Source organism: Desertibacillus haloalkaliphilus (assembly GCF_019039105.1).
GTDB lineage: Bacteria > Bacillota > Bacilli > Bacillales > KJ1-10-99 > Desertibacillus > Desertibacillus haloalkaliphilus.
The window spans coordinates 1-461 of sequence record NZ_JAHPIV010000090.1 but is presented as its reverse complement, the minus strand read 5'-3'; the positions used below and the strand labels follow the sequence as shown (position 1 = coordinate 461).

1 protein-coding gene is annotated in these 461 nt (G+C 37.7%); it reads right to left on the bottom strand.

The window, feature by feature from the left end:
* A partial coding sequence (locus tag KH400_RS20985) for a glycosyltransferase (protein ID WP_217227968.1) occupies positions 1-461 on the bottom strand: 461 nt, incomplete at both ends.

The window sequence follows — 461 nt, the reverse complement described above, 5'->3', positions numbered from 1 at the left end:
ATACGTCTCTTCGTTAAACACCATGTCTTCTAAATGACTAGAAATGTCTTCAATTCGTTCTGCTTTCACAGCGGTGCCAAAATCAACTAAAAATTGGGCGTTATCTTCTTCATGTCCTGGAACTGGCTGATAAATCAAAATTGGGGTCTCACAAGCTAAAGCTTCTGATACAGTTAATCCACCTGCTTTTGAAATAACAAGATCACTCGCCCGTAAATAATTTGTGAATTGATTAGTATATGAAATTATGTGTAGCCGATGTTTGCTTTTACACTGGCGGATCTTCTCTTCTAACTCTTTATTTGTTCCCGTCATACATAAAATTTGAATGTTCTGCTGTAGTTCTTCCAAGGTTCGAATGATCTCTTCATACTTGCCCAAACCTAAGCCCCCACCAGATATAAGAATCGTTTTTTCATCTGGTTGCAGCTTTAAATCATTTCGTAACTTCCATCTAGGGA